The sequence below is a fragment of the Thalassospira alkalitolerans genome (assembly GCF_002115745.1).
In the GTDB taxonomy this organism is placed as follows: domain Bacteria; phylum Pseudomonadota; class Alphaproteobacteria; order Rhodospirillales; family Thalassospiraceae; genus Thalassospira; species Thalassospira alkalitolerans.
Genome location: NZ_JFKB01000010.1, coordinates 57727 through 78797 on the forward strand (window position 1 = coordinate 57727; position 21071 = coordinate 78797).

At 53.2% G+C, this 21071-nt stretch carries 21 protein-coding genes; 13 read left to right on the forward strand and 8 right to left on the reverse strand.

Features of this window, described 5'->3' with window-relative positions:
• Positions 1 to 69 precede the first annotated feature (69 nt).
• The 13 genes from TALK_RS14875 to TALK_RS14935 all read left to right on the forward strand — a co-directional run bounded on the left by TALK_RS14875 (position 70) and on the right by TALK_RS14935 (position 12022).
• On the forward strand, positions 70 to 654 hold the full coding sequence (locus TALK_RS14875; protein WP_245829940.1) for a TRAP transporter small permease: 585 nt from the start codon (positions 70 to 72) through the stop codon (positions 652 to 654).
• 12 nt (positions 655 to 666) lie between these two features.
• A complete protein-coding gene (locus tag TALK_RS14880) occupies positions 667 to 1950 on the forward strand; it encodes a TRAP transporter large permease (protein WP_085619937.1) in 1284 nt (427 codons plus the stop codon).
• Between the two features lie 119 nt (positions 1951 to 2069).
• On the forward strand, positions 2070 to 2855 hold the full coding sequence (locus TALK_RS14885; protein WP_085619938.1) for a maleate cis-trans isomerase family protein: 786 nt from the start codon (positions 2070 to 2072) through the stop codon (positions 2853 to 2855).
• A gap of 11 nt (positions 2856 to 2866) precedes the next feature.
• On the forward strand, positions 2867 to 3856 hold the full coding sequence (gene eutB, locus TALK_RS14890) for a hydroxyectoine utilization dehydratase EutB (protein ID WP_085620037.1): 990 nt from the start codon (positions 2867 to 2869) through the stop codon (positions 3854 to 3856).
• Between the two features lie 5 nt (positions 3857 to 3861).
• On the forward strand, positions 3862 to 4854 hold the full coding sequence (eutC, locus tag TALK_RS14895) for an ectoine utilization protein EutC (protein ID WP_085619939.1): 993 nt from the start codon (positions 3862 to 3864) through the stop codon (positions 4852 to 4854).
• Positions 4855 to 4913: 59 nt separating this feature from the next.
• Entirely contained in the window at positions 4914 to 6095 is a 1182-nt protein-coding gene (gene doeA / locus TALK_RS14900; RefSeq protein ID WP_085619940.1) for an ectoine hydrolase DoeA, read from the forward strand.
• Between the two features lie 108 nt (positions 6096 to 6203).
• Positions 6204 to 7208, forward strand: coding sequence for a N(2)-acetyl-L-2,4-diaminobutanoate deacetylase DoeB (gene doeB, locus TALK_RS14905; RefSeq protein WP_085619941.1), 1005 nt, complete (start codon positions 6204 to 6206; stop codon positions 7206 to 7208).
• Positions 7205 to 7699: an Lrp/AsnC family transcriptional regulator gene (locus TALK_RS14910; protein WP_085619942.1), complete on the forward strand. Its 495-nt coding sequence runs from the start codon at positions 7205 to 7207 to the stop codon at positions 7697 to 7699. The genes doeB and TALK_RS14910 overlap by 4 nt, the downstream gene beginning before the upstream one ends.
• 76 nt (positions 7700 to 7775) lie before the next feature.
• Positions 7776 to 8216, forward strand: coding sequence for an EamA family transporter (locus TALK_RS14915; protein ID WP_211274830.1), 441 nt, complete (start codon positions 7776 to 7778; stop codon positions 8214 to 8216).
• Positions 8217 to 8421: 205 nt separating this feature from the next.
• On the forward strand, positions 8422 to 9819 hold the full coding sequence (locus tag TALK_RS14920) for an arylsulfotransferase family protein (RefSeq protein ID WP_245829942.1): 1398 nt from the start codon (positions 8422 to 8424) through the stop codon (positions 9817 to 9819).
• The gene (locus TALK_RS14925; protein ID WP_085619943.1) at positions 9816 to 10106 is read left to right on the forward strand and encodes a cytochrome c oxidase subunit II; all 291 of its coding nucleotides are present in this window, start codon (positions 9816 to 9818) and stop codon (positions 10104 to 10106) included. Before TALK_RS14920 ends, TALK_RS14925 begins: the two co-directional genes overlap by 4 nt.
• A 30-nt stretch (positions 10107 to 10136) precedes the next feature.
• Complete coding sequence (locus TALK_RS14930; RefSeq protein WP_085619944.1) at positions 10137 to 10880, forward strand: hypothetical protein; 744 nt, start codon at positions 10137 to 10139, stop codon at positions 10878 to 10880.
• Positions 10877 to 12022, forward strand: coding sequence for a sulfotransferase family protein (locus TALK_RS14935; protein WP_085619945.1), 1146 nt, complete (start codon positions 10877 to 10879; stop codon positions 12020 to 12022). The genes TALK_RS14930 and TALK_RS14935 overlap by 4 nt, the downstream gene beginning before the upstream one ends.
• A gap of 49 nt (positions 12023 to 12071) precedes the next feature.
• On the opposite strand, the gene TALK_RS14940 is transcribed toward TALK_RS14935, so the two are convergent.
• From TALK_RS14940 to TALK_RS14975, 8 genes are all read right to left on the reverse strand, one after another.
• Complete coding sequence (locus TALK_RS14940) at positions 12072 to 13271, reverse strand: EAL domain-containing response regulator (protein ID WP_085619946.1); 1200 nt, start codon at positions 13269 to 13271, stop codon at positions 12072 to 12074.
• Positions 13272 to 13564: 293 nt separating this feature from the next.
• On the reverse strand, positions 13565 to 13750 hold the full coding sequence (locus TALK_RS14945; RefSeq protein ID WP_085619947.1) for a hypothetical protein: 186 nt from the start codon (positions 13748 to 13750) through the stop codon (positions 13565 to 13567).
• On the reverse strand, positions 13747 to 15108 hold the full coding sequence (locus tag TALK_RS14950) for an amidase (RefSeq protein ID WP_085619948.1): 1362 nt from the start codon (positions 15106 to 15108) through the stop codon (positions 13747 to 13749). Before TALK_RS14950 ends, TALK_RS14945 begins: the two co-directional genes overlap by 4 nt.
• 12 nt (positions 15109 to 15120) lie before the next feature.
• The gene (locus tag TALK_RS14955) at positions 15121 to 16542 is read right to left on the reverse strand and encodes a TRAP transporter large permease (protein ID WP_085619949.1); all 1422 of its coding nucleotides are present in this window, start codon (positions 16540 to 16542) and stop codon (positions 15121 to 15123) included.
• A gap of 45 nt (positions 16543 to 16587) precedes the next feature.
• Positions 16588 to 17160 carry a TRAP transporter small permease subunit gene (locus tag TALK_RS14960; RefSeq protein WP_085619950.1) on the reverse strand — a complete coding sequence of 191 codons (573 nt, stop codon included), beginning with the start codon at positions 17158 to 17160 and terminating at the stop codon, positions 16588 to 16590.
• Positions 17161 to 17259: 99 nt separating this feature from the next.
• Complete coding sequence (locus TALK_RS14965; protein ID WP_139833849.1) at positions 17260 to 18429, reverse strand: TRAP transporter substrate-binding protein; 1170 nt, start codon at positions 18427 to 18429, stop codon at positions 17260 to 17262.
• A gap of 201 nt (positions 18430 to 18630) precedes the next feature.
• Positions 18631 to 19596: a 2-hydroxyacid dehydrogenase gene (locus tag TALK_RS14970; protein ID WP_085619951.1), complete on the reverse strand. Its 966-nt coding sequence runs from the start codon at positions 19594 to 19596 to the stop codon at positions 18631 to 18633.
• Between the two features lie 283 nt (positions 19597 to 19879).
• On the reverse strand, positions 19880 to 21043 hold the full coding sequence (locus TALK_RS14975) for a Gfo/Idh/MocA family protein (protein WP_139833850.1): 1164 nt from the start codon (positions 21041 to 21043) through the stop codon (positions 19880 to 19882).
• Positions 21044 to 21071 lie beyond the last annotated feature (28 nt).

The following is a 21071-nucleotide window of genomic DNA, read 5'->3' on the forward strand; positions in this document are numbered from 1 at the left end:
GTGGGAGGGAACCATCAACCGCACACAACGTTCAACAAGAATGTCTCGCACGCGCATCATGGAGGTCGTATGTCAGAGTCAACCGGGGAGGCCCCCACGCCGAATGGCGGGGTACTAGCGGTATTAAAACGCCTTGATGACGGTTTGTCCCTCGTCGAGCGTCAATTACTGGGCTGGAGCATTGTGCTCATGGCTGTCAACACAGTCGCCAATGTGATCATGCGTCTGGGTTTCAGTTCGAGCATCTTTTTCTCAGAAGAACTCAATCAGTTCCTAATCATTCTTGTCACATTTGTCGGAATCAGCGAGGCGGCCCGCATGGGGCGCCATATCCGGATGTCGGCGTTTACCGATATGCTTGGCCCTAAATCGAGCAAAGTGATGATGATCATCATTACGCTTGGCACGGCAGCTCTTCTGTTTCTTCTGGCGTGGTATTCAATCGGTTATGTATCATCCCTGATCCAGTCCAATCGCTTAACTCCGGCTCTTCGCATTCCCTATTACTTTACCGTCCTCATCGTGCCCTTTGGCCTTACGGTCACGGGCATTCAGTTCGTATTTGCAGCAGCAACGAACATCTTCAAACCGGGGACGCATCTGTCGTACCAGGTAGAAGATACGTTTTCTGATGCCGACGATCATCATTTGTAAGGGGGGCGGAAAATGGATCTTGGAACCACAATTCTTCTGGTGATGCTTGTTTTACTTGTCCTTGGCTTCCCGATGATGGTGCCACTGACAACCGCCAGTGTCGTTGCTTTTACCTTTTTCATGCCGATTGACCCGAAAATCCTGATCCAACAGATGGTGACGGGGATTAGTCCGGTGGCCCTGATTGCGGTGCCGATGTTTATCTTTGCCGCTGATATCGTGACAAAGGGGCATACTGCCAACCGCCTGATTGACGTTGCAATGACCTTTGTCGGCCATATGCGCGGCGGCCTTGCGGTTACAACCGCCCTTGGCTGTACTCTATTTGGGGCGGTATCCGGTTCGACACAGGCCACCGTCGTTGCCATGGGCGGGCCATTGCGCCCCAAAATGCTACAAGCCGGTTATAAAGACAGCTTTGTCATGGCGTTGATTATCAATGCCAGCGACATCGCCTTTCTGATTCCGCCTTCAATTGGCATGATCGTATTTGGCGTGGTCGGCAAAGTCTCGATCGGGGAACTGTTTCTGGCCGGGATTGGACCAGGCATCCTGATCCTGATCATGTTTTCGGCCTACAGCATGTATTACGCCAAAGTTAATAACATCCCGACCATCCCACGGATGAGCTGGTTAGAACGCGGCAAGGCCATCATCAACGCTGGCCCCGCAATCATGTTCCCGGTTCTGATTGTTGGTGGCATCTATCTGGGTTGGGTAAGCCCAACCGAAGTCGCGGCGGTTTCCGTGGTTTATGCCATCATTCTTGAAGTGCTGATTTTCAAGTCCGTAAAATGGTCAGAACTTCTGGAAGTTGCGCGTTCCACCGGCCTGATCACCGCAGTAGTATTCATCTTGGTCGGGGCTGGCACGACATTCTCGTTCGTGATTTCCTTTGCCCAAATCCCTCAGCACGTCATTGCCGCACTAGGGCTGGAGGACGCGAACAGTTATCTTATTCTGGCCGCCATCTGCATCGCGTTCTTTATTGGCTGTATGTTTGTCGATCCGATTGTCGTGATTTTGGTTCTGACACCGATCTTTATGCCGCTGGTCCGTGATGCCGGTCTTGATCCGGTTCTGGTGGGCACGCTTGTCACCCTTCAGGTTGCCATCGGATCGGCCACCCCCCCATTCGGGTGTGATATCTTTACGGCCATCGCAATCTTCAGACGACCTTATTACGAGGTCATCCGAGGAACACCACCCTTTATCTTCATGCTTCTGCTGGCAGCCGTGATCCTGATCCTTGTGCCACAGATTGCACTGTTCCTGCCTAATCTGGCCTTTCATTAAGACCCGACGGGCACATAGAGAACCAAAAACCGCCACCACCGGCAAGCCGGTACGACCAAACCACATACTAAACAAGGGGTACGGGCATTTTGCCCGACCCCGCCAAGGAGTTCAGGACGATGTCCGTTGCCCCCGCGGTCACGCCAGAGCCGGTAGACCTTTCTTATTTACCCGATCCAATCGCGCCTGCCGGGCGGATCGGGTTGATCACGCTTGCCACCGATTTCAACAGCGAGGACGATCTGCGCCGCATCATCCCGGGTGATGTCGGCCTGTTCACCACGCGAATTGAAAATGCCAATCCGGTTACAGTCGAAAACCTGCGCACCATGGCCGATGACTTGCCGCGCGCCGCCCGCACCCTTTTACCCGGGTACGGCGTTGATGTTGCGATTTTTGGCTGCACATCCGGAACGGCGGTTAATGGGTCAGACAAGATCGAACAGCTAATCCATCAGGGAATGCCCGGCGTTGCTGTCACCAATCCCTTGCTGGCATCCGATATCGCATTACGAACAATCGGGGCGCAAAAAATTGCCGTCGTCACCCCCTATATTGCTGATGTCACACAATCTGTGGCCGATCAGTTGATAGCACGCGGATTTACGGTAACGCGCCTGCTGGGCTTCGGGTTGGACAGGGATCTGGATATGACCGCCCTGCCACCAGATGCATTATTGGCAGCAGCCTTACAGGCCAACAGCCCCGATGCAGATGCCGTGTTTATTTCGTGCACCGCAATCCGGGCGGCTGAAATTGCCGAACGCGCCGAAAAACTTCTGGGCAAACCGGTGATCACCAGCAATCAGGCCCTGATCTGGCACGCGCTGCATCTGATGAAATACGACAAACCGGTCACAGGGTTCGGAACCCTGTTCGACCATGCCCCGCAAACACTGTCATGATCGAGGTTGCCATGAAGGAACCCATCACACTTGGTGATGTGCTTTCTGCCCGCAAAACCATCTCGGGCCACGTGATCCATACGCCATTGCGCCCATCCGCCAGTCTGACGGATAGGATTGGATCACCCGTTTGGCTTAAATGCGAACAGCACCAATATACCGGCAGCTTTAAATTGCGCGGGGCGGCCAATGCCGTTCTGAAGCTGTCACCTGAACAAAAGCAAAAAGGTGTCGTTGGCGTATCAACAGGCAACTACGGTCGGGCACTGGCCTATGCGGCGCGCAATGCCGGGGTGCGGGCCGTCATCTGCATGTCGGAACTGGTGCCCAAAAACAAGGTCGATGGTATCCGCGCCCAAGGCGCAGAAATCTGCATTTCCGGCACGTCACAGGACGAAGCCCAAAAAGAAGTCGACCGCCTGGTCGCTGAACAGGGCATGACCATGCTGCCCCCGTTCGACCATGCAGACATCATCGCCGGTCAAGGCACGCTTGGACTTGAAGTTCTTGAACAACTGCCCGAAGCCAATACGTTGCTGGTCCCCTTATCAGGTGGCGGGCTTTTGGCGGGGGTGGCACTGACGGCAAAATCGATCAATCCAGCCATTCGGGTTGTCGGTATTTCGATGGAACGCGGCTGCGCAATGATCACCAGCCTTCAGGAAGGCAAGCCAACGGCGGTCAAGGAATTGCCGACACTCGCCGATAGCCTTGGTGGGGGGATTGGCGAAAACAACCAATATACATTCGATATGTGCGCTGATCTGGCCGATGACTTTGTACTGGTCAACGAGGCCCAGATCGCAGACGGCATAAGGGCCGCCTATCACGATGATCAGCAGGTGATCGAAGGATCAGGTGCTGTTGGCATTGCCGCCCTTCGTGCAGGCTTAATCGACAATCCGGGCACCACCGTCGTCCTGACCACCGGCTGTAATATCGATATGAGCCTGCATAAACGCATTATCGGCGGCGAAGACGTCGACCTGATGGCGGAGTAACCCCCATGCCCAAAATCAGAATTCTGACCGAAAGCGAGCTTCGCAACGTTATTGACCTTGATACCGATGTCATTGCCTGCATTGAAAATGCATTTCTGGCATTGGCAACCAAAGACGTGCGGATGCCGCCGATCCTGCGGCTTGATATCGACGATTATAACGGCGAAGTCGACGTCAAAACTGCCTATGTCCCGGGGCTGGACAGTTTTGCGATCAAGATCAGTCCGGGCTTTTTCGACAATCCGAAGCTTGGCCTGCCATCCGTAAATGGTCTGATGAATTTATTCTCGGCAAAGACTGGCCTGCTCGAAGCGGTCCTGCTTGATAACGGTTTTCTGACCGATATCCGAACTGCGGCGGCGGGTGGGGTTGCTGCCAAGCATCTGGCACGCAAGGATGCAAAACATGCCGCAATCTTTGGCGCCGGGGTTCAGGCGACATTACAGCTTAAGGCCCTTAGACTGGTACGCGGCATTACATCAGCCACCATCTGGGCGCGCGACATGGCCAAGGCGGAAATCTGTGCCGCGTCCTGCGCCAATGAACTTGGCATTTCGGTAACCGCAACGCCCGATGGCCGGGCTGCGGCGCGGGATGCCGATATTATCGTCACCACTACCCCCGCACGCGAACCGGTCCTGTTATCGGACTGGATCAAACCCGGCACCCATATCACCGCCATGGGGTCGGATGCAGAACATAAAAACGAAATCGACCCGGCCCTGATCGGCCGGGCGGATAACTATGTGTGCGACAGCCTTGCGCAATGCCGAGTTCTTGGCGAACTCCATCACGCTATCAAAGCCAAAATCATTGCCCAAGACCGCATATTTTCAGAACTCGGTCAGGTCATTGCCGGTTCAGCATCGGGACGTCTTTCCGATGATGCAATTACGGTTGCCGATCTGACTGGTACGGGTGTCCAGGACACCGCAATAGCCACCCTCGCCCGGACCCGCTGCGACGCAGCAAAGGCCGGGATCGAGATTACATCTTAATAACAAAGGGAAACAGGGTCAGAAAAAACTGAAACCCCGCCTTTTTTTGGAGGCCTGCGATGAGCCAGGTTGAATTGAATTTCACGCGTGAGGAATATGCCGAGCGTCTGGAAAAAACAAAAAAAGCCATGGTGGAAAAGGGGCTCGATCTTTTGATCGTGACCGATCCGTCAAACATGGCCTGGCTAACCGGCTATGACGGCTGGTCGTTTTATGTTCATCAATGCGTACTTGTCCCGATAGAGGACGACCCGATTTGGTTCGGGCGATCCCAGGATGCCAACGGGGCAAAACGCACGGTCTATATGACCCATGACCGCATCATTCCCTATGCCGATTACTATGTGCAATCGACCACCCATCACCCGATGGATTACCTTTCCGAAGTGATCGAACATCGTGGTTGGGGATCGCGCAAAATCGGCGTGGAAATGGATAACTACTATTTCTCGGCCAAGTGCTTTCTGCAATTACAGACCCATCTGCCCAACGCCAAATTCAGTGATGTCACTGCCTTGGTGAACTGGCAGCGGGCAGTTAAATCCGAGACCGAGATTTTCTATATGCGGCAAGCCGCCCGCATCGTCGAAAACATGCATGAACGTATTTTCGAAGTTGTCGAACCGGGCATGAAGAAAAACGAACTGGTCGCCGAGATTTACCGTTCAGGCATCGTCGGCATTGACGGGATCGGCGGGGATTATCCCGCCATCGTGCCATTGCTGCCATCCGGGGCCGATGCCGGTGCGCCGCATCTGACTTGGGATGACAAACCGATCCCCGGTGATGCCGGAACGTTCTTTGAAATTGCGGGCTGTTACAAACGCTATCATGCGCCGCTATCACGCACCATCTATCTGGGACAGCCCGAACAACGATTCCTTGATGCTGAGAGCGCCCTGATCGAAGGGCTTCAGGCCGGGCTTGAAGCCGCCAAACCGGGTAATGTCTGCGAAGAAATTGCCATTGCCTTCTTTGGCGTGCTGCAAAAATACGGCATCCACAAAGACAGTCGCTGTGGCTATCCGATTGGACTGTCCTATCCACCGGACTGGGGCGAGCGTACCATGAGCCTTCGCCCCGGTGACCGCACCGTGCTTGAACCCGGTATGACGTTCCACTTCATGCCCGGCCTTTGGTTTGATGACTGGGGGATCGAAATCACCGAAAGCATGATGATCACGGAAACCGGCAGCAAGACACTGACCAGCTATCCAAGGCAGCTATTCGTCAAAAACTGACGCAAGCACTGCCGATTAAAATCGCACCGGATATTTAAGATCCAGTGCAGGACCGACACAGCGCGATACCGATGGTCGCGGTATCGCGCATATTGCAAGGAAACGGCCATGACACAGAAATCTCCGATTACGCCAACGATCCCGCTAGATCAGGATGGCGTTCATCACGGCTTTTTAAAACTGCCCTATTCACGTGACGATTCGGCATGGGGCGCGGTCATGATCCCGATCACCGTCATTCGCAACGGTGATGGTCCCACCGCTCTTTTGACCGGTGGCAATCACGGCGATGAATACGAAGGTCTGGTATCGCTGTTCAAGCTGGCAGGCAAACTTTCACCGGCTGAAATTACCGGCCGCGTGATTATCCTGCCCGCGATGAATTTTCCGGCATTTTTGAACGCATCGCGCACGTCACCAATTGATGCGGGCAACCTCAACCGCAGTTTTCCGGGCAAGGCCGATGGCACTGTCACCCAAAAGATCGCTGATTACGTTTTCCGCCATCTGGTATCCGAAGCCGATATCGTTCTTGACCTGCATTCAGGCGGCAAAACGCTGGACTTCATTCCGTTTGCTGCGGTTCATGTCCTTGATGACAAGGAACAAGAGGCACGCTGTGTTGCCGCGATGAAAGCCTTTGCTGCTCCGTATTCGATGATGATGCTGGAACTTGATGCGGTCGGTATGTTCGACACCGTGGTCGAGGAAGCCGGCAAGACCTTTGTCACCACCGAACTTGGCGGCGGTGGATCGACCACCGCAGAACGGGTGGCGATTGCCGACCGCGGGGTTCGCAACCTTTTGATCCACGCCGGTATCCTTTCGGACAAACTAGATATCCCCGATGATAGCGGTGTCATGCTTGATATGCCTGATGGCAATTGCTTTGTCGCATCTGTTTCAAGCGGGCTTTACGAACCCTGCGCCGATCTGGGAACGATGGTTAAACGCGGCGATCTGATTGCACGGGTTTATGATGCCCATCGTACCGGCGGCATCCCGACCGAATACAAGGCTCCGCGCGATGGCATCATGGCATGTCGCCATTTCCCGGGCTTGATCAAAACCGGTGATTGTCTGGCCGTCATTGCCGAGGTCATAACAAAATGATCAGGCTTGATGATCAGGATCTGAAAATCCTGCTCACACTGCAACGCGAAGGGCGCATCACCAAGGTCAAGCTGGCCGAGGCGGTGAACCTTTCGCCAAGCCCGTGCTGGGAACGCCTTAAACGCCTTGAGGACCTTGGCGTCATTTCGGGCTATCACGCGCATATCAACCTTGAAATGCTGGCAAAGCCGACCATGGTCCTGACCGAGGTGACATTGCGCCATCACCAGCACGAGGATTTCACGACGTTCGAGCGCGCTGTTCAGGACATCCCGGAAATCGTCGAATGTTACGCATTAGGTGGCGGGGTCGATTATATGCTTAAAGTCCTGTGCCGCGATGTTGACAGCTATCAACGCCTGATCGACAGCCTGTTGATTGCCGGTATCGGGATTGACCGTTATTTCACTTATATCGTCACAAAAAAGGTCAAAACCACCGACTTTCCCCCGATAGAAACCCTTCTGGACCCACCGGTCCGCAATCGATAACCATTTGGCTTTGCACGGAAACACCATCAGCGATTAAGCTGATTGCCATCCAAATAACACAGAGCAAGGCCGATTGATGATGAAGGATGTGATGGAAAGCTGGCAATTTTGGGCGACAATGGCCGCCTGCTTTGCCGCATTGACCGCGATATTTGCCAAAGTCGGGATTGAAAATATCAATTCCGACTTTGCCACCTTTATCCGTACCGCGATCATTTTCGTGATGGTGTTTGCCATCCTGATGATTGGCGGGCACTGGCAAGACCCGGCAACGGTTTCTGGCAAAACATGGTGGTTCCTGATCCTGTCGGGGCTTGCAACCGGGGCATCCTGGCTGTGTTATTTCCGGGCCCTTAAAATCGGTGAAGCATCCAAAGTCGCCCCCATCGACAAGCTTAGCGTCGTCTTGATTGCCATTTTCGGTGCCGCATTTTTAGGTGAAAAGCTATCGCCGACAAGCTGGGTCGGGGTGGTCATGATCGGAAGCGGTGCGGCCCTTATCGCGTGGAAGGGATAGATCACCGTCCAAGCACAGATCCCCCCTCGAGCATGGCACACACCCGGCAGAAGAAATCCCTCAAAAACATCCCAACCAGCAATTAAACTCTAGGGCGAAACAAAGGCAAAAAGCGGCTAAAAAGCCGCAATCCCCTTGATATCGGCCGTAAATTCGCCCGCAGGACCACGTAACCTTTTTGTCAGATAACAAGGAGGTTTCGTGCGTGCCTGCGACTGTACATAACGAGGAACCTGCGGAAAACAACCGCGGAGACCGTATCTTTTTTGCCGCTTTCATGACCGGAATTGCCGCCATCAGCTTTGGGCTGGGCGCGTTTATCGTGCTGGCGGAAGTGCCGCCCTATCAGTCGATGAAAAACGCCTTCCGCGCCGGAACCGCCCTTTGGGAACAACGCACCAAATATACCGATGTTGAACGACTTGATTTCTGGGCACCTGCACGCACGGAAAAAACTGGCGTCACCATCCATGATGCCAACAAGACCCAACAAGGTCTGACCCTGTATTCATCCGGTGATGGGCCCCATGCAGTGCTAATCGATATGGATGGCAATGTTGTTCATGAATGGCGCATGCCATTTAGTGAAATTCACGACGAAACATCACCGATCCCGAACCCGCAAAAAGATGGCTTCATGCATTGGCATACGGCCAAGATGGCACCGGATGGCGATCTGATCGTGCAATATACCGCAGCGGGTGATACGCCATATGGCTATGGCATGGCCAAAATCGACCGCAATTCAAAACCGGTCTGGAAATACCTGGGCACGGCGCATCATGATTTTTCGATTGCGCCCGATGGCCGGGTTTATGCCCTGACCCAGGAATTTCGATTTAACAAATATGCCAATCGCAAACAGCTAACCCCGCCGCGTCTGGACGATTTCGCCGTGATCCTGTCGCCTGAGGGCAAGGAAATCAAGCGCGTGTCGATCCTCGATGCGATGATCAATTCCAGCTATGCCAATATGGTTGATTTTGCACCGTATTTTTCCAACGAAGACGTCCTGCATACCAACACAATCCAACTGATCACCGAAGAAACGGCAGCAAACTTTGCCCATGGCAAAGCCGGTGATGTCGTACTGTCATTTCGTGACCTGGGCATTATTGCTGTTTTGGATATGGACGTCGAAAAAATCGTCTGGGCAACACGCGGGCCTTGGCTGGGCCAACATGACCCGGATGTATTGCCCAATGGCGATATTCTGCTATTTGACAATCAGGGACAGCTTGCCGATCCCGATGCCGGTCAGTCACGCGTCCTGCAAATTGATCCGAAAACCAATGCGATCACCTGGCAATACAAAGGCACGATTGAGCACAAATTCGACAGTAACATCCGTGCTGACCAACAACGCCTTGCGAACGGCAACACATTAATCACGGAATCGACCGGTGGTCGTTTGCTGGAAGTGACCCCTGACGGCGAAATCGTTTGGGAATACCTCAACCCGGTCCGTCGTGATGATCCGGACAACTCCGGCAAGAAACTGATCCCGATTTTGTCACAGTCCGAGCGCATCAGTGATGACCGTGCGGCCCTGTTTACCGATACCGGTTTTACCCCGCCCTCCAACGATGGAGAACCCCGATGAAATCCAATATGAAAATGCTGTCGCTTGGCACTCTGGCGATTATGGCAGCAACTCTTTTGACTGCAATGCCCGCACAGGCCTATGTCGGTCCCGGTGCTGGACTTAGCCTTCTTTCCGCCCTTTGGGCTGTACTGGCCGCGATTTTTGTTGCTGTTGGTTTCGTTCTTTTGTGGCCAATCCGCAAAATGATGCGCAAACGCAAACGTGCGCGCCAAGAAAAAAGCGAACCGGCCAACACGGCATCGACACCGGTTTCAAATGCCACCGCCGAGCAGCCGAAAGCCTGATCTGGCCAATACCAACGGGAACGACAAAGCATGGGATTACTCGACTGGCCCGCCCCCGCCTTTGACACGTTTGACAGTCTGATGGCCGATGCCATCGGTCCATTTGGCCGCGTCCTTGTCTGGGCGCTGATCTGTGCTGTGATATCAATGCTGCTTTACAAAGCCATGTCACCGCAAACGCGCATCAAGGCAATCAAGGAACGGCTCAAAGAAGCCTGTCTGGCCATGGCCAATGACGATGGCGAGGATTTTGCCGAAGGCATGAAACTGGCCAAGGCACAGCTTGCCCAATCCCTGAAACTGGTTGGCTTTGTTATTGGTCCGGCAGTTGCCGCGTCCCTGCCCGCTCTTGCTCTGATCATCTGGCTGGATGGCCAATATAGCTATAGCTGCCCCGTCCCCGGCCAGCATGTTTCAATCAGTGTACAGCCTGAAAATGCCGCCATCGAACAAGTTGGCATCAATCCGGTAGGATTTCATGACGGTGCTTGCCCCGTTGTGCAGGTTCCCGGCACAACGGATAGTCAAACCTATCTGGTGGCACCAGCCGCCGCCATTCCCGTGATCCAGCAAAGGCAATGGTGGAACTTTGTAATTGGCAACCCCGCGGGCTACCTGCCTGATGACGGGCCGGTCACACAGCTTCGTTTCGATCTGCCGACACAGCAAATCATCAATACCGGCCCGGATTGGGCACGTGGATGGGAACTGACATTTTTCCTTGCCCTTGTTCTGGGATCGTTGGCGATCAAAAAAGGATTTCGCATCGAATGACCGGCCAATTGACGCCCGACCAAGCACGCGCCCCAAAGACCAAAACCAGCGGCGAAGCATTTCATGTATCAGGCTGGGATAACTGGCTAAGCGGGTTGATCGCGCGTCATCCCATGCAATGGATCCGGCTTGGCAATTTCGAAACAAAAATAGCCCGCGACGCGATCGAGGATATCAAAATCGAAAAGCCGGTCTTTGTCGCCGGACTTGCCCGATCTGGCAGCACGATCCTTTTGGAAACGCTTGCCCGTCATCAGGATGCAGCAACCCATCGCTATCGCGACTATCCACCTGTTTTCACACCGTATTTCTGGAACAAATTTGTCGACCTTGCGCCAAAGGGCAAGGAAGTCGCCGTTGAACGCACCCATGCAGATGGCATCAATATCACCCCCGAAAGCCCCGAAGCCTTCGAAGAAATGATCTGGATGGCGTTTTTCCGGCATTTACATGATGTCAATGAAAGCAACGTTCTGGATGGCCAGATCAGCAACCCCGCATTTGAACAGTTTTACCGCGATCACATCCGTAAATTGATCCATATCCGTGGCGGCAAACGCTACATTTCCAAGGCTAATTATCTGGTCACGCGGATGGAATATCTGTTGTCGATCTTCCCCGATGCGCGGTTTGTCCTGCCGGTGCGTGATCCATTATGGCATATTGCGTCCCTTGCCAAACAACATGACCTGTTTTGCAAGGGTGAACAGAATAATCCCCGCGCCATCGCCCATATGCAGCGGGTCGGCCATTATGAATTTGGCCTTGATCGCCGCCCGATTAATACCGGCGATGCACACGCCAGCCGTCAGATCATGAAACACTGGAAAGACGGCGAAGAAATCGCCGGATGGGCCCATTACTGGAGCGACCTGCATCATTACATTGCGGATCGCCTGACCGTGAATAAAGCACTTAAGGACGCAACGCTGGTCGTGCGTTACGAAGATTTCATCGCCGACCCGGCAAATCAGTTGCACCGATTGTTTAACCATGTCGATTTGCCCGATGCAGAACCGATCATCAACGAAGTCGCCCCGACCATCCACGCACCGACCTATTACCGCCCGAAATTCAACGACGATGAAATCGACTTAATCCGTGAGGTTACGGCAATTGCAGCCCGTCGGTTCGGATACTGATAATGAAGTTTTGAAACCGACACCGATATTTCGATGATCTGAATTTCAGTCAGGCGACCATCGCAGGGGCAAGGCAAATCCGGTCTTCCGCATAATAGTTTTCAAGAAACACAAAACTGTTTTCAGGGCGCCCAAACAGGTACCCCTGCAACCCCGTCACGCCGGAGTCACGCAAAGTTTCCGCCGTCTGTAAATCTTCAACACCCTCGGCAACGACACTGATACCGCTGGAACGGGCATGATTAATCAACCAGCGTGCAAAGCAGTTCTCATCTTGTAAGAATGACGGAGATGAGATCAGCAAACGATCAATCTTGATCCCGTCAAAAGCCGAGAAATTTAAAAGCTTTATCGAATTATTTCCTGCGCCAAAATCATCGACAAGAATGTCGATTTTTTTGTCGCGCAACATATTGATGTTTTCCAGGAAAACGGACGATACCGACTTGTCGCTATGTTCCGTGATTTCAACAATAATGTTCACGGACAATTCCCGAAGACGCAATATATGCCCAATCAGTTCATCGACAAATTTCACGTCGCAGATCGAAAACGGCGATACATTCAGGTTCAACCTGATTTCCTTTTTTACCAATTTCGGCACCACCTCAATAAGTCTCCTGATTTCCTCAAGCATTAAAATCGCAAGCTTGCTGACAAGATAATGATCTTCGATGCATGAAATTATGGCTTCGACGTCAAACTGTTCCTGCAATTTCGGAAATCTTGAAAGCATTTCGCCGCCAACAATTTCATATGTCACCGGATCGACAATCGGCTGTATGAAGACGCAATAATCACCACTACTTAATGCCCGGTTCACCTTACCGGGGACCATACTTTGCGCCGATGGGAAGGCACGCGGACCTATGATGCTGCCGTCAAGGGCTGCGATCAATTCATCCGTCGAAACCGGTTTCACAAGCACACGTGATACCATTCCCCGGTTCACCGCCCGTCGCAAGACATCCGGCGACACATATCCCGACAACAACAACCTTGGCACATCAGGGGCAATCTTGTGTGCCATCGTCAGGAATTTAATCCCGTCGATATCGGGCATCATCATATCCACGACAATTGCGTGAACCTCGTGACTATGGTTTTCCAGCCATTCAATCCCGGCTTTCGGTGATGTAAAACGCACCACCGTAAAGCGCCCGGAAAGTGACCTGGAAACTGAATTCAAAAGGTTTTCGTCATCGTCTACAAACAGAACAGTCGGAAGAAAGCCGCACCGATCTTGCATTTCGGTTACCTTTGGTAGGATTTCTCTACGAGAAAGATCTTGCCTGATCCCATTTGTTCAAGATGGGGATGGCAATATCACTATGCTACCGATAGGGGCTGTAATAATCGTAACCATGTAATTGCACTATCTGGGTGCCGTTTCGAGTGCCAAATAAAATCGTCTTATGGCTTTCACAATCGGAATGCTTTACCGCACCGCCACTAGCGTTCATACGGCACAAAATTCCGCCTAGCACTCAATGTATGCTAACGAATAAGGGCCTAAGGCCGATAGGCTAGGGTCACAAGACACTAGTGATGATCGCTTTTACGGCCGGTTGCCATATGCCAAAAATCCCACCCGGCCAGTGCCAAGGTTATACCAACCATGATGCCAAGATCCCAGCGGGTGACATAGCCAAACAGAATGCCGAGAAAGCCAAAGAACACAATATAGGCAAGAAGCGCCATTGCCTGATCGAGGCGTGATTGCGTCATGATGGAGCTCCTTCGGTTTCAGAATTCGTCACATGGTTCACAAGCCAATGTGCTGTGCGTAACAAGCGCGCATCATCGCCGGGCCGCCCAACCAGTTGCACGCCCATCGGCAACCCGTTTTCCGCCCAAAGCAGTGGCAAGGTTATCGCTGGTGTTCCGCACAAGGTCCAAAGCCCGTTAAACACCGGGTTGCCCGTGGTATCCAAACGCCCGGGGGCTGCCCCCGGTGCCGCCGGTGTGATAATCGCATCACAGCGTTGGAACACTTCATCAAGGGCGACATTGTAAAGATCACGCCAATCAAGGGCCGCAAGGTAATCGCGCGCCAGAACCTTATTGCCTTTATCCATGGCTTCCTGAATTTGCGGGGACAACTGATCGCGCCCACGCTTTTCATAGGCGTAATAACATTTGGCCATTTCGGCCAAATGGATCTGCCCACGCAAGTCCGCCGCATCATCAAATGCCTTGGGCAATGGCGCTTCGAAACATTGCTCGCCCAAAACAGCGGTCAATTCACGAAACGCCATAATGGTATCGTCATCAGCGATTGTATCAAATTGCGGCTGACGAACGAATGCCAGTGTTGGTGTCACCAGTGGTGCCGTCATTGCCGTTGCCAGAAGCCGTGGCGTCGGTTGTGGCGTGGTAGCAACATCGCGCGCATCATAGCCAAACAGGATTTCGGCAATCAATGCCGCCCCTTCGATCGACCGGGCGAAGACACCAATGGTATCAAGACTGGGCGATTGGGCCAGAACCCCGGTGCGCGGGATTGCGCCAAATGTTGGCTTAAACCCGACCACCCCACAAAATGATGCAGGTCGAATAACCGATCCACCAGTCTGTGTTCCAACGGCTAACGGAACCATGGCCGCAGCAACCGCCGCCGCCGATCCCGAAGATGACCCACCCGGGGTATGGCTGGTATTGTGCGGATTGCGCGTTTTGGACGGCTGCATAAAGGCCATTTCGGTCGAAACCGTCTTGCCCATAATGATCGCGCCCGCCGCCTTAAGCTTTGCGACGATCACCGCATCCTCGGTCGGAACCCGCCCGGCATCCAAGGGCGTGCCGTTTTCGGTTGGCATATGCGCCGTATCAATGACGTCTTTTAATCCTACCGGCAAACCATGCAACGGCCCAACCGGCATACCCGACTGACGTCGTGCGTCAAGCGCACGAGCCTGTGCAATCACATGATCGCCATCCAGATATGCCCATGCCTGTATTTCCGGCTCCAAGGCCGCAATCCGATCAAGACAGGCTTTGGCATATTCGACAGCACGAACCGCACCGCTTGCCAGCCGGTCACGTAGTTCGACCACATCAAGGGACAGTAATGGGTTGAGTGTCATGAAACCATCCTCCTAACGCGCACCATAAAACAGATCAGGCAGATGGAACACGATCTGCGGGAAGGAATACATCAACACCATGCTGACAACCACCATAAGCAGGAACGGTAGAATTCCCTTGAATATGTCGGTCAGAAGGAGCCCCGGGGGCGCAACCCCCTTAAGATAATAGGCCGACATCGCCATTGGCGGAGTCAGGAACGATGTCTGCAGATTAAGTGCGACAAGAATACCGAAGAACAAAGGATCGATGCCAAACAGAGGCAGCAACGGCAGGAAGATCGGCACAAAGATAATAATGATTTCCGACCATTCCAGCGGCCAACCCAGCAGGAAGATGATCAACTGTGCCAACAACAGGAACTGCAACGGAGTCAGGTCCAGCCCGCCGACAAACTCGGCAATGACATGTTCGCCGCCAAGATACGAGAACACCGACGAGAAGGTATAAGACCCGACAAACAACCAGCAGACCATCGCTGATGTCCGCACTGTCAGATAAACAGATTCCCGCAACCGGTCAAAGGTCAGCGCCCGATAGGCCGCGGCCAAAACCATCCCGCCAAGCGCACCGATTGATGCCGCCTCGGTCGGGGTTGCCAACCCAAACAGGATCGATCCCAGAACAGCAAGGATCAGGAAAGCCAACGGGAAGAAAGACGTCGCCAAAAGCCAAAGAACCTTGGGCAGGGCAACATCAGGAATTTCATCAGATGTTGGGCGTGGTGCGGATTTGGGCTGCAACATTGCGCGCCCGACGACATAAAGCAGATACAACCCGACCAGTGTCAGCCCCGGCAAAAGTGCGCCAGCATAAAGACGTACAATCGATACGCCCGAGGCCGCCGCATAAACAATCAACATGATCGATGGCGGGATCAAAATGCCCAACGTCCCGCCGGCACAGATAATCCCGGCAGCAAAGCTTTTATCGTAACGCGCCTTAAGCATCGCAGGCAGCGCCAGCATCCCCATCAGGGTCACGACCGCACCGACAATCCCGGTTGCCGTTGCAAACAAGGCACAGGTTACCAACGCGGCAACACCAAGCGACCCCGGAACGTTTTTCGCCGCGACATTCAGTGTGGAAAACAGGCGGTTGACGATATTGGCACGTTCAACGATGTACCCCATGAACAGGAACAGCGGAACGGCGGTCAGCACCTCGTTCGACATCACAGTATATGTCTGGTTAACAAACAGATCGAATATGCGGTTGTTAAACGCGCCTTCGACCCAGGTCATGGCCGATGTCAAACTATCGCTATCTTCGGCCAGCCGGTTAAAGGCACGCCACATGCGCCCCGCGTCAAAATACGCGTAATAACCAAAACCAATCCCCAGCGCCATCAGCGTAAACGCAACGGGAAAGCCAAGGAAAACAAGCATAATAAAGATGCCAAGCATCATTAGGGCGACATGTGCGTCAATCACGTTTGCAGCTCCGTTCAGGACCGGTTATCGCGTGTTTCGAATTGGTTAGTTGTCTTTTGCGACATGCTGCTTCATCAGCAATTCTTCAGTTTCTTCGATGTCGTCATCGGCACCACGCCAATATCCTTCGCGGATACACATGATACAGCGCATGATTTGGGCAATACCCTGAACAAACAGCAAGATACCGGCCGCGACCATGATGGTCTTGAACTGGAAAATCGGAACGCCCGCCGGGCTGTTCACACTGACCTCGCCGTATCCCCAGGAGCGCACCGAATATTTCCAGCCCGACAGAATCAGGGCCGTAACGCCAGGGAAGAAAAAGAAGATGTAAAGCACAAGGTCAACACTTGCCTGCGTCTTTGGCTTCCACAGACGGTAAAGGAAATCGCCCCGAACATGGCCACCACGCGAAAGCGTATAGGCCCCGCCCATCATGAACAGCGAGCCATACATGATAAAGGAAACATCCAGCGACCAGGTCGTCGGTGCGTTGAAAACATAACGCGCCAAAACCTCATAGCTCATCCCCAGCGTCATTAAAATAATGAGCCAGCCAAAAGCCTTGCCAAACCATGCCGAAAGCTTATCTGCGAATTCGATAAAACTGATCATGAAGTCTTTTCCGTTATCGTAGCAACCACCCCGGAAACCGTAGAATGGCACCGGGGTGGCCTTTGCGTCAGACAAACAGAATGAAACCACCGGGTTTCATTACAGTTTCAGTTTGCCCGGGAAGTAGTGGTCATAGGCCAGCTCATAATCCGGCGAATTCATGATTTCATAATAGGTGACGCGCTCAACCCAGGCACGCTGACTATCAAGAACCCTTTTCATGAATGGATCTTCTTCAAGAACCGGAATGAGTTTGTCCCAAGCGTCAAGCTGAGCTGCCAGGATTTCCTTCGGTGTGCGGTGAACCGCAACACCTTCGTCCTTAAGTTTCTGCAGATCGGACGAATAGTTATCCATCGCCAGTGCCGTGTTCGATGTCGATGCGGCCTCAACCCCGTGACGCAGGATTGCCTGAAGATCAGGATCAAGATCTTCCAGCATCGCGCGGTTAAACAGGAATTCAAAGCTTTCCGACGCCTGATGATAAGACGACAGATAGTAGTTTTTCGCGACATCCTGTGCGCCGAAACGCATATCCGATGACGGATTGTTGAATTCGAACGCGTCAATCACGCCGCGTTCCATCGCCGGAACGATTTCACCGCCCGGAAGCTGTGCAACCGACATACCCATTGATTGCAACAAGTCCGCAGCAAGGCCAACCGTACGGTATTTGAAGCCCTGAATATCGGCAACACTGCCAATGGTTTGCTTGAACCAGCCGAACGGCTGTGCAGGCATCGGGAAGCCAAGAAGCCCGACAACATCAAGTCCCATCACGTCCTGTGTCAGTTCGCGATAGAATTCTTCACCGCCACCGGCATAGAACCAGCTCAGCATGGTGGTTGCAGAACCGCCAAACACCGGTCCGGTACCGAACAGTGACGCAGCCTTGTTCTTGCCATACCAGTAAACCGGCACAGAATGGGCAATATCGATAATGCCATCATTCACGCCATCCAGAACCTGGAATGCAGCAACAACTGCACCGGCTGGCAGAAGGTCGATTTTCAGACGACCACCAGACATGGCTTCGACACGATCAACATATTGCTTGGCAAACGTCATCCAAATGTCGGATGACGGCCAGGATGTCTGCATTTTCAGCACCATCGGTGCGGGCTGTGCATGAACAGCAGGTGCCGCAAACAAGCCAGAGGCCGCGGCAGCAGCACCACCGGCGACAACACCAGTCGCACCTTTGGTAAGGAACGAACGGCGGGACACTTGCTTGGACGTCACGTCTTCAGGCGTAGATATCTTTTTCATTACTTCCTCCCAGAATTATCGCCGAAACCGACAACTTTTTGGCGGAAAATAGGCGATGATTTTCAGCCTTACATAGCCCCTGACCCAATACAAGAAACATCGATTATTGTATCTTCCACCATGTGGAAAACTTCTTTTGGTTGTTCTTTTGGGACGTCGATAAATCGTAAATTATTATTATAATTTTTATTGGTGCAGCCCTTAGGCCACACGATCCTGCGGTTCACCGCCGGAAAACAAGGCATCAAGATTATCAAGCGCCCGAAACCCCATGGCATCGCGCGTTTCCTCGGTTGCTGAACCGATATGAGGCAATAGAAAAACATTTTCCAATGCCGCCAAATCGGGATTCCCGCCCGGCTCAGTGCAGAAAACATCCAACCCCGCAGCAAACAGTTTCCCCTGTCTAAGGGCTGCAATCAATGCTGGCTCATCAACCAGATTTCCGCGCGCGGTATTGACCAAAATGGCGCGATCCGGCAGCAGCGCAATCGTCTTTTCATTGATAATACCAGTCGTTGCCGCTGTTGCAGGGCAATGTAGCGACAACACATCGGAAACCGCCAAAAGCCCCTCGACCGTATCGTGAAACACCGCACCCTTTTCCAGATGATCAGGTAACCGGGTCCGATTGTGATAATGGACAGTCATGCCAAAACCGCGCGCGCGGTCTGCGGCCACCTGTCCGACACGCCCCATTCCCAAAACACCGAACCGTTTGCCCGTCACCTGACGACCAACCATAAAGGCCGGTGACCAGAAATCCCATTTTCCGGCCCGGACCATGGCATCACCTTTGGCCCCGTAACGTGCCGCACCCAACATGCACAACATGGCGATTTCAGCCGTGGCATCCGACAACACATCAGGAGTATTGGTAACAACGATCCCGGCTTTTTTGGCAGCATTCAGATCAACGTGATCAACGCCAACCGAATGATTGGCAATGATCCGCAACCGGTCACCAAGGGCTGCAATAACATCAGCACTGAAATGTTCGGAATGACAGGGAAGAACGGCGTCAACATCCTGACAGCGCGCAATCAATTCATCATGCGAAAAGACGCGATCCTCTTCATTGAGGATCACCTGATAGTCACGCGCAGCCCGCGCTTGAACAACATCGGTCAAACGCCGGGTAATCAGTAGTACTGGCTTGCCTGCCATCGCCTACTCCCTGTCTTCTGCATGATTTGCAGTTTTCTTTATTTTTTTATGAAACACCTTTGCGACATAAACAACAATAGGCGATCAACCCAGCAGGGATGTTTTTTCCACCAGATGGAATACCAGAAAACAACACATCGCACACAAAACCCCGAAGCCCCCGTTTCCGTAACGGCAACCGGCAGGCAACAAAAACAGGCGGCCGATCACAAGGATCGCCGCCCGTCTTTTCTTTTGATGTTTCGATGCATGCCGCCGACTGTTTCTGCCCGCGAGCAGAAACCTAGATGCTGACCCAGACAGCACCGCGCTGGCTGGAACGGACGACGGCCTCGACAAACTTCATGCCTTTGACACCTTCATCGATCCCCGGGATCAGCATTGATGCCGGATCTGCCGTGGTATTGGTAATACGTGCAATCAATTGATCAGCAAAATCGGTATAGAGATTGGCAAAGCCTTCAAGGTAACCTTCGGGATGGCCCGGCGGCACGCGCACACCGTGCAGCCCCGCCGTTCCAATACCGGCCCCGCCGCGCGTCATCAATTCCGGCCGACCGTCAAGGGGGCGGAAATGCAGATGGTTGGGATGTTCCTGCGCCCATTCAATCCCGCCCTTATCGCCATAAACCCGCAATCGCAGGCCATTTTCATGACCGACGGCAATCTGACTGGCCCACAACATGCCACGCGCACCGTTTTCATAACGCAGCAGAATATTGACGTTATCGTCAAGCTTGCGGCCCGGCACAATGGCGTCGATATCAGCACATAATTCCGATATTTCAAGCCCACTGACAAAATTGGCAAGGTTATGGGCATGTGTGCCGATATCCCCCAGCGCCCCGCCCATACCAGCCTTGGCCGGATCGGCGCGCCAATGGGCCTGCTTGTTATCGGTATCTTCGACACGTGTCGCCATCCAGCCCTGCGGATATTCGACCTGCACCAGACGAATATCGCCCAGTTTGCCATCGCGCACCAATTGGCGGGCTTCGCGCACCATCGGATATGCGGTGTAATTATGCGTCAAGGCAAACAAAAGTCCGGTTTCACGCACCTTGTCCGCCAACAATTCGGCTTCTTCGACATTCAAACAAAGCGGTTTGTCACAAATCACATGAATACCGGCATCAAGCATCGCCATGGCGGCGGGAAAATGCAGATGATTTGGTGTCACAATCGCACAGACATCAATGCCATCTTCGCGGGCGGCTTCTTGTTTGGCCATCTCTGCAAAACTGTCATAGGACCGGTCCGGCGCAATAAACAGTTCGGCAGCTGAAGCACGCGCCACATCGGGCTTGGATGACAGAGCACCCGCCACCAGTTCGTAGCGGTCATCAAGCCGCGCCGCAATGCGATGTACCGCTCCGATAAACGCCCCTTGCCCGCCGCCAACCATGCCTAGGCGGATGCGCCGTGCCGGTTTATTCGTCTCGCTCATTTTCGTCTCCGTCCTGTCTGGTTCGCCC

Bases quoted from the DNA above. Each gene is read 5' to 3' on its own strand.
- TALK_RS14960 (WP_085619950.1), bottom strand. From the start codon at position 17,160: ATGATCAGTTTTATCGAATTCGCAGATAAGCTTTCGGCATGGTTTGGC.
- TALK_RS14930 (WP_085619944.1), top strand. From the start codon at position 10,137: ATGGGATTACTCGACTGGCCCGCCCCCGCCTTTGACACGTTTGACAGT.
- TALK_RS14925 (WP_085619943.1), top strand. From the start codon at position 9,816: ATGAAATCCAATATGAAAATGCTGTCGCTTGGCACTCTGGCGATTATG.
- eutC (WP_085619939.1), top strand. From the start codon at position 3,862: ATGCCCAAAATCAGAATTCTGACCGAAAGCGAGCTTCGCAACGTTATT.
- doeB (WP_085619941.1), top strand. From the start codon at position 6,204: ATGACACAGAAATCTCCGATTACGCCAACGATCCCGCTAGATCAGGAT.
- TALK_RS14945 (WP_085619947.1), bottom strand. From the start codon at position 13,750: ATGACGCAATCACGCCTCGATCAGGCAATGGCGCTTCTTGCCTATATT.
- TALK_RS14965 (WP_139833849.1), bottom strand. From the start codon at position 18,429: ATGAAAAAGATATCTACGCCTGAAGACGTGACGTCCAAGCAAGTGTCC.
- TALK_RS14950 (WP_085619948.1), bottom strand. From the start codon at position 15,108: ATGACACTCAACCCATTACTGTCCCTTGATGTGGTCGAACTACGTGAC.
- TALK_RS14915 (WP_211274830.1), top strand. From the start codon at position 7,776: ATGATGAAGGATGTGATGGAAAGCTGGCAATTTTGGGCGACAATGGCC.
- eutB (WP_085620037.1), top strand. From the start codon at position 2,867: ATGAAGGAACCCATCACACTTGGTGATGTGCTTTCTGCCCGCAAAACC.
- TALK_RS14885 (WP_085619938.1), top strand. From the start codon at position 2,070: ATGTCCGTTGCCCCCGCGGTCACGCCAGAGCCGGTAGACCTTTCTTAT.
- TALK_RS14940 (WP_085619946.1), bottom strand. From the start codon at position 13,271: ATGCAAGATCGGTGCGGCTTTCTTCCGACTGTTCTGTTTGTAGACGAT.
- doeA (WP_085619940.1), top strand. From the start codon at position 4,914: ATGAGCCAGGTTGAATTGAATTTCACGCGTGAGGAATATGCCGAGCGT.
- TALK_RS14935 (WP_085619945.1), top strand. From the start codon at position 10,877: ATGACCGGCCAATTGACGCCCGACCAAGCACGCGCCCCAAAGACCAAA.
- TALK_RS14875 (WP_245829940.1), top strand. From the start codon at position 70: ATGTCAGAGTCAACCGGGGAGGCCCCCACGCCGAATGGCGGGGTACTA.
- TALK_RS14975 (WP_139833850.1), bottom strand. From the start codon at position 21,043: ATGAGCGAGACGAATAAACCGGCACGGCGCATCCGCCTAGGCATGGTT.
- TALK_RS14910 (WP_085619942.1), top strand. From the start codon at position 7,205: ATGATCAGGCTTGATGATCAGGATCTGAAAATCCTGCTCACACTGCAA.
- TALK_RS14880 (WP_085619937.1), top strand. From the start codon at position 667: ATGGATCTTGGAACCACAATTCTTCTGGTGATGCTTGTTTTACTTGTC.
- TALK_RS14970 (WP_085619951.1), bottom strand. From the start codon at position 19,596: ATGGCAGGCAAGCCAGTACTACTGATTACCCGGCGTTTGACCGATGTT.